The following is a 7,488-nucleotide window of genomic DNA, read 5'->3' as shown; positions in this document are numbered from 1 at the left end:
GGAGCACAACCCGACTGCCTGGCAGGTAGGCATCACGCTTTTCTTGCTGCTCTTGCTCGGGGCCGTGTTTCTCAAAGGCTTTCAGGAAGCCGTGGGGATTGCGGTTGTTCTCACGCTGGCGTACTTGGCTCTCAATGCGGTGGTCATTGGCCATGGCGTCCAGCTCTTGCTGGCGGATCTGCCCAAACATCAGAGAGACTTCCAAGAGATGCTACTGGCAGCACGGCCACAGCTCTTTGGCAAGCCCTTCGCCGTTCATGGGAGTATCGGTCTGATTCTCGTGGCCGCTCTAGGGCTCTTTCCCAAGCTGGCTCTGGGACTCTCGGGCTTTGAGACGGGCGTTGCCGTGATGCCTCTGGTGCAGGGCGACAAAGACGACACCGATGCCAACCCCAAGGGTCGCGTCGCCAACACGCGCAAGCTGCTCTTCTCCGCCGCCGCGATCATGAGCTGCTACCTGCTCGCGTCCAGTTTTGTGACAGCTCTCCTGATCCCCGCCCACGAGTTCTATCCCAAGATGGTCGCGGAGAAGAGCGTGGATAAAACGCACTTAGAGGGAACGGTCTTACTCTCTATCCACCCCGATAGTGCCTATGTGAAGGAGCCGGTCTGGAACGTCTCGGTTCCACTAAAGCCGTATCTGGAGGGCAAGTCTGAGTTCTCCGTTCCTGTGAAGGTCAATGGCATTGACACCGACGAGGTAAAGATCACCATTACCGATGACCCGAGTCGCTCAGACCATGTCATGATCCATGCGCTAAAAAAAGGCGGCACGGCCAATGGTCGCGCCCTGGCCTTTCTTGCGGAGAAGTTTTTTGGCCCCGGCTTTGGCACGATCTATGATATTTCCACGATCTTAATTCTCTGGTTCGCAGGCGCAAGTGCGATGGCGGGGCTTCTGAATATCGTCCCGCGTTATCTCCCCCGCTACGGCATGGCTCCTGAGTGGACACGCGCCAACCGGCCGCTGGTCGTGGTCTACATGGTCCTTGCGGTCGCCGTGACACTGATCTTCCAGGCCGATGTGGATGCCCAGGGTGGTGCCTATGCCACAGGCGTTCTGGTGCTCATGACTAGCGCCGCCGTGGCCGTGACCATTGCCGCGCACAAGGCAGGCCAGCACGGGCTTAAGATTGCCTTTGGCGTGATCACGACGATCTTTGCTTACACGACGGTTGTCAATATCATCGAGCGTAGCGACGGCCTCAAGATCGCCAGCTTCTTTATTGGGATCATTATTGTTCTGTCGCTGATCTCCCGCGTCTGGCGCGTCACCGAGCTGCGCGTAGATAAGATAGAGTTCGATGAGAAAGCGCTGGAGATGCTCGCTCAGATGGCCCTGCAGCCCGAAGTGCGCTTTATCGCCAACCATCCTGATGAGCGCGATGTGGCGGAGTATAGCCTTGCCGCACGCAACGCGGCATGGACACACCACTTCCCGGAAGGGGAGCGCGATGCTTTCCTAGAGATCTACGTCCCGGACTCCTCCTCGTTCTCCTCAACACTTCGGGTAGAGGGCATTGATGTCGGTGGGTTCTGGGTGCTCCGCTGTCACGGGGTCGCCGTTCCCAATGCTATCGCGGCGATCTTGCTCGACGTTCAGAAGCGCCACAACCGCCGCCCGCATGTCTACTTCAACTGGATTGAGTCCAACCCAATGGTCTTTCTCGTGCGTTTCGTTCTCTTTGGTGAGGGCGATATCGCCCCGCTCACCCACGAGATTCTGCGCCGCAACCAGCCCGATCCCGGCAAGCGCCCGATTGTGCACGCCGCAGGGTAGCGTGATCAATGTCAGTGCCTAGACGGTGGATATTGTGACGGTGCTCCCCAAGGTGAGCTTTGAGTAAACGGGGAGCACTTCGCGTGGATGGGGCATTTCGCGTGGACGGTGAACGTCCTGCAATCCGCGACGGAGATCGTCGGGCTATGGGGCACTTCGTGCCGCCTCCTCGTTCCTCGTCGGTATTTTGGTGCGTCCTGTGAGATTGGTCGCGAAGCGCGGCGACTTGCTCGCCCCATAGCCGGACATTTATCGTCCTGGGCTTGTAAAATCAATAATTATATAAATAAAATTTTAAAATAAACAAATAATTAAATACAACATGCAGATAATTAAATAAAATATCATAATATGATAATAGAAATTATTAATATTTTTATATTTAATAGTGATGTTTTATGATTTTAAAATAGAAATTTTCTATGAAATTTAATTATTAGAGAAGTGACTATTGATAAAGAAAACGACCATTGATATAATATTCACGGAGGTTTGACCATGAGAAAGTTTGATCTTGCTGCAAAGGCACATGCCTACGCCGATCACTGGAACAATGCCGAGACAGCCCTCGGACGCGCGATTGTACTACCGGAAGGCACTACCCAGAGCGGCTTTACCGACAGCTCTCTCGCGGCAAAAGCGGCGCAAGACACCGTTATCGCACGCACCAACGACATGGAGAGCGCCATGCAGACCCGCGACAGCACATTAGGGCCGCTTCAGAGCAGCGCCTCGCTCTTTACCGCCTACGTTCGTGCCAGCACCCCTGGCAGTACGTTTGTGAAAATGCTCCCCAAGATCCCCGCCACCACCGCCGCTGCTGTCAAGTGGGGCAAAGTCCTCCAAGACCTCGACGGGATCTGGACGCGCCTCGATACCGCAAACCCCGCTGACTACCCGGCACTCAGCCTGCCCACTAGGCTCTCCAACGGCACCACCCGTGCACAGTTCTCCCCGGATGTGGCGCAGTTTGGCACCGCCTTAAACGACCTACAGGAAGCCATCAACGACATCAAAGAAGCGCAGGGCGACCTTCGCAACCTCGGGAAGAGTATCCGCGCCGATATTAGCGCCTACCGCAAGCTCATCCGAAGCCTCTTCCCCACCGGGCACCCCATCCGCACCACCCTACCATAGAAAACCCCCACCCCGATCTCCCCCTTCCCTGGCACTGGGAAGGGGGCCGGGGGGATGGGTTCAGGGATGGGGAAGGGATGGATTCAGTCACAGGAGGAAAGGGAAATCCTAGCCACAACCATGCCTTCGTCTTTGCCGGTGCTGGCGATCAGCGTGCCGTCCGGGGCGACAATACGGCTGTGGCCGTAGTCCCAGGTCTGCCCGACCGTGCCGCCTTGGTTGGCAATCACATGCCAGCAGCCCGACTCAATCGCGTTTTGGGCGGCGTACTCCTCAAAGAGCCAGCCGTGATCGCCCGTCCACGCCGAGATCGTGGCGATGAGCTGGGCTCCCGCCTCGGCGAGGCGCTTGCCGTAGCCGTGGGACATCTCCACACAGATCATTATGCCGACCTTGCCAAACGGGCTGTCCACCACAAGCCCTGCCTGCTCGCCGTAGCTCCAGAAACAGTGCTCGTTGCCGCCGGTTTCTTCGTCCCAGAGCCGGTGCTTTCGGTAGCGGCCCAGCACGCCCTCAGGTCCAAGAAAGACACTCGTGTTGTAGAGCTTGCCTGTTTCGCTCCCTGTGCCGAGTTCCGTCATCCCAAAGATCACATGAAGCTCTAGGTCTTTGACGTGTTCTTGGAGCCAGTCCGTGCTCGGGCCGGGGATGGGCTCAGCGGTTCGGGCGACATAGGCTTTCTCCTCAACGGTGGGGACGTGAGAAATGTAGCCCCAGCCGGGGTTCTGCTGGAGTGCCGCCTCGGGAAAGAGCACGAGCTCGGCACCTTGGGTCTTGGCGGCGCGTAGATAGCGCAAAAAAGTCTGCCGGTTAGCCTCGACATCACACTCGGCCCGCAGACAAACCGTTGCAACAGTAACCTCGCGCATCACTTTAGCTTGGGGTACCACTTCTTCACGTAGTCCAGCGCCCACTCCGTTGGCTTGTCTTTGTGGCACGCGTTGCAGCTATTGGGCGTCTTACCATCAAGCGAGACCGACGGTGAGACAAAGTTAAACGTATGATCCCGCGACTCCGCCCCCACCGAGTTCTCGCCCGTCTTAGCCATGTGGCAGCCGATGCACTGGCTCCCGGTGCTCACCGGCGCGTGGTGCGAGTGTTCGGTGATACTCGTGTAGGTTGGTCCCGCAAACCGACCCGGCCCATGGCAGGTGACGCACAGTGCATTGGTCTGGGCCGACTTGATTGTCATGGAGACATTGCGCGAGCCGTGGGAGTCGTGGCAGTTCGAGCACTGGATTCCCCAGCCGTGCATCTTGCTGTGGGTGTAGGTATTGCCCTGTACCCGGTTTTTATGGGCGGTTCCATTGCCCCAGAACTCTGCCGTCTGCTTGCCCGGCTCTGGCTCAAAGCCTTGCCAAAAATCCGTGAGAACCTTGCCCGGCTGGTAGCCCACCGCCCAAGCATAGTCCGCCGTGCCTTTGGGCTTGCCTGCCTGATGGCACGCCAGACAGACCTCCAGTGAGCGCTCGACAGACAGACGCGCGGGGTTGACGATATTTCCCTTTGTCGGCTGGGTCGCATGCACTTTTCCGGGGCCGTGGCAGCTCTCACAGGTGATATTGAGCTCCGTCCAGGTCTGAGTTTGCGCCGAGACCCCTGTGCTGTGACAGCCCGCACAGAGCTTGAAGTTCGAGCGCGTCTTCCAGTCCGGGTGCTGTGGGTACCACCAGTCTGATTTTCCCGTGTAGGCCTGCCACTTCTTCTCCTGGATACTCCACTGCGCCGGGAAAACGACTTCCTCGCCATTGACCACGCCGATAAAGCGCTGCTTCCAGCGGTGCCCAATCACCCACTTCACGTCGTTGAGTTCAAACGGCCGATTGGGATCGGGCTTGCTAAAGTCCGCCAGAACCGTCTTGTTCGGGCCATCGGCGACGACGGGCCGGATCATCTTATTGTGCGGCGAGTCTTTCCAGGTGTCATAGTAGCTCTGGTGGCACGAGGCGCACTTCTCCGATCCCACGTACTGCGTCTGATCCAGCGTCGGCAAGCTCTCTTGTTTTGCAAAACCAAAAGTCGTGAGCAAAAATCCGAGAGTTGCCAAGGCAAAGATCAGGCGTTTCATTTAGTACTTCACGATCGTCGGGTCCACATCGTCTGCCCAGGCAAGTATCCCGCCTTTAAGATTCGTCAGATTGGTAAAGCCATTTGCCTGTAAAAACAGCAACGCATCCGCGCTCCTCTTGCCGCTGCGGCACTGAAGCACGATCTCTGCATCGGAGTCAAGTTCGCCCATGCGCATGGGAATTGTTCCCAAAGGAATGAGCTGCGCCGTGGGAATTCGGCATAGCTCAAACTCATGGGGCTCACGCACATCAATCAGTAAAAAGTTATCGCCACGATCCAGCTTGGCTTTCAGTTCAACAGGGGTTATCTCGTTCATTTTCTTTACACTCTCTCCTGAGGCGCATTGTACCTCGCCGGTGTCTGTCAGAGCACGGATGCCAGGCGACTCACCACAGGCAGCGCAGCTCGGGTTTCGTGGCAGGCGTAGCTCGCGGAAGCGCAGGGTCAGGGCATTAAGCAGAAGCAAGCGGCCCACAAGAGGCAAGCCAATCCCAAGAATTAGCTTCAGAGTCTCGGTGGCCTGGAGCGTCCCAACCAGCCCTGGGAGCACGCCCAGTACTCCTGCCTCGCTACACGAGGGAACCGTCCCCAGCGCGGGCGGGTTGGGGTGCAGGCAGCGGTAGCACGGGCCTTTGGGAAGAAAGATGCTGACCTCGCCTTCAAAGCGGTGGATCGCCCCGTGGACATGGGGAATCCCCAGGAGCACGCTGGCATCACTAACTAAGTACCGCGTCGGGAAGTTATCCGCCCCATTGACAATCACGTCTGCCCCAGCGAGCAGCTCATGAGCATTGTGTGCCATTAACCGGATGGCATGCGCCTCTACCGAAATCAGTGGGTTCTGTGCCCGAAGGCGCTGAGCGGCGATCTCTGCCTTTGGTTTTCCGACATCGGCGTCGGTGTAGAGCACCTGGCGCTGGAGATTGGAGCGATCCACCAAATCATCGTCAATGACACGGATCGTCCCCACGCCCGCTGCCGCCAGATACTGAAGCACAGGGCACCCCAGCCCCCCCGCTCCCACCACTGCAACCGTCGCTTGTCCCAGTCGAAGCTGTCCCGCCGAGCCAATCTCAGGCAGGAGAAGATGGCGAGCGTAGCGATCACGCTCTAGAGGAGAGAGTTCATCCATTCACGGTGCGCCTTCCAGGTAGTCATCGGCGAGTGGGAGCAGTGCAAGAACACCCGCCCGTGTGGTAGCGACGGCACGTGCCCCCGCAGGACTGGCACCAAACGAGAGTAGGCGCTGGACGGCGGGAACATCCCCATCGCGGGCGGCGTGGATCAGTGCGGTCTCTTGGTTATCGTCGCGGGTGTCTATGTCCGCACCGCAGAGGAGCAAGAAGCGCAGGGCATCATCGCCCATCACGGCAGCTTCATAGAGGGCAGCGGTGTCCACACGCGCGTGCTCCAGACGTGTCTGGGCAATTGGGAGCAAGTCAGGAAGCTCCCCCAGAAGCTCCCGTAGCTCTTCGGATTTGACATGGCGCATCTGTTTCGGATCGGCTCCGCGTGCAAGAAGCAGTCGTGCTAGCTCTGGCTGATCGGTCAGCACGGCGACATCCAGCGGTGTTCCTAGTGTGTAGGTGCCCGCGTTGGGAGATGCCCCCACATTGAGCAAGACCTCCGCTAGATCCGCGCGACCTCGGGCAATCGTCCCCATCAGCGAGGTCTCCTGACCGGCGATTGGCGCATCTAGAATTGTGCCAGGGCGCGGCCACTGTTCGGTGGCGCGTGAGGCATCTCCCATGGCAATCGCTTCCAGAAAACCAATGCTAGCCCCCGCTTGGGTGAGAAGAGTCGTCACGCGCAGATGCTCCGCAGTCAGTGCAACTAAGAGCGGCGTGTGCCCAAAGGCATTGCGTCCACTGAGCAGGCTCCCCCCATCCAGCAGCGCCGCCACGAGCTTGGCGCTCCCCCCCTCACAGGCCGCATGGAGCAGGGTGTCATCGGCGCGGCCCCGGAGCGTGAGAAAGTCAGGGAGATCGTCGCCGGGCACGAGTGCCTTCCAGAGCCGCTCATCACCCACCCGGAGAGCGCGGTGCAGAACCGTATCCTGATCGCCTGCTCTTTCTGTGGGCGAGGCGCCCGCCTCTAAAAGCAACGGGAGGACATGATTGGCCGTCCCAGAGCGCACATAGAAAATCGCCGTGTGGCCCCAGCGGTCTCGCGTCGCCGTGCTTGCGCCTGCCCGAAGGAGCTGGTCACAAAGAGCCGCATCGCCGCGCCGCACTGCCCACATCAGCGGCGTGGGCCGATCTTCAATGGCTTGTCCCTCCGGAGTGGCTCCATGATGCAGGAGTAGCTCGACCAGAGCACTGTCCCCACGGCGAATGGCAAGATGCAGAGGCCCCGTGCCTTTTTCATCCCCAAGATCCGGGTTGGCCCCAAAGGCGAGCAAGCGCTCCGCAATCTCGAACCGGCGCTCATCCACCGCCCACCAGAGCGGCGTGCGTCCCCACTCATCGCGCGGATTCACGGCGGCCCCCGTGTCTAAAAAA

The 7,488-nt window shown here is 58.8% G+C and carries 6 protein-coding genes; 2 read left to right on the top strand and 4 right to left on the bottom strand.

Annotated features, from left to right (window positions below; all coding sequences use genetic code 11):
* The coding region (locus RMO15_RS13055; protein WP_309713182.1) for a hypothetical protein at positions 1–1,780 on the top strand (1,780 nt) is incomplete at its 5' end.
* Between the two features lie 498 nt (positions 1,781–2,278).
* Positions 2,279–2,917: a hypothetical protein gene (locus tag RMO15_RS13050; RefSeq protein ID WP_309713180.1), complete on the top strand. Its 639-nt coding sequence runs from the start codon at positions 2,279–2,281 to the stop codon at positions 2,915–2,917.
* A gap of 83 nt (positions 2,918–3,000) precedes the next feature.
* Here the strand turns inward: RMO15_RS13050 and RMO15_RS13045 are convergent, their stop codons facing one another.
* From RMO15_RS13045 to RMO15_RS13030, 4 genes are all read right to left on the bottom strand, one after another.
* Positions 3,001–3,786 carry a carbon-nitrogen hydrolase family protein gene (locus RMO15_RS13045; protein ID WP_309713176.1) on the bottom strand — a complete coding sequence of 262 codons (786 nt, stop codon included), beginning with the start codon at positions 3,784–3,786 and terminating at the stop codon, positions 3,001–3,003.
* Positions 3,786–4,985, bottom strand: coding sequence for a cytochrome c3 family protein (locus RMO15_RS13040; RefSeq protein WP_309713174.1), 1,200 nt, complete (start codon positions 4,983–4,985; stop codon positions 3,786–3,788). The genes RMO15_RS13045 and RMO15_RS13040 overlap by 1 nt, the downstream gene beginning before the upstream one ends.
* Positions 4,986–6,119 carry a molybdopterin-synthase adenylyltransferase MoeB gene (gene moeB / locus RMO15_RS13035; protein WP_309713171.1) on the bottom strand — a complete coding sequence of 378 codons (1,134 nt, stop codon included), beginning with the start codon at positions 6,117–6,119 and terminating at the stop codon, positions 4,986–4,988.
* A partial coding sequence (locus RMO15_RS13030) for an ankyrin repeat domain-containing protein (protein WP_309713168.1) occupies positions 6,120–7,488 on the bottom strand: 1,369 nt, incomplete at its 5' end.

Origin of the sequence: Armatimonas sp. (assembly GCF_031410135.1) — a bacterium.
Taxonomy (GTDB): domain Bacteria; phylum Armatimonadota; class Armatimonadia; order Armatimonadales; family Armatimonadaceae; genus Armatimonas.
The sequence above is the reverse complement of the archived record's forward strand: the minus strand, read 5'-3'. Positions and strand labels throughout refer to the sequence as shown.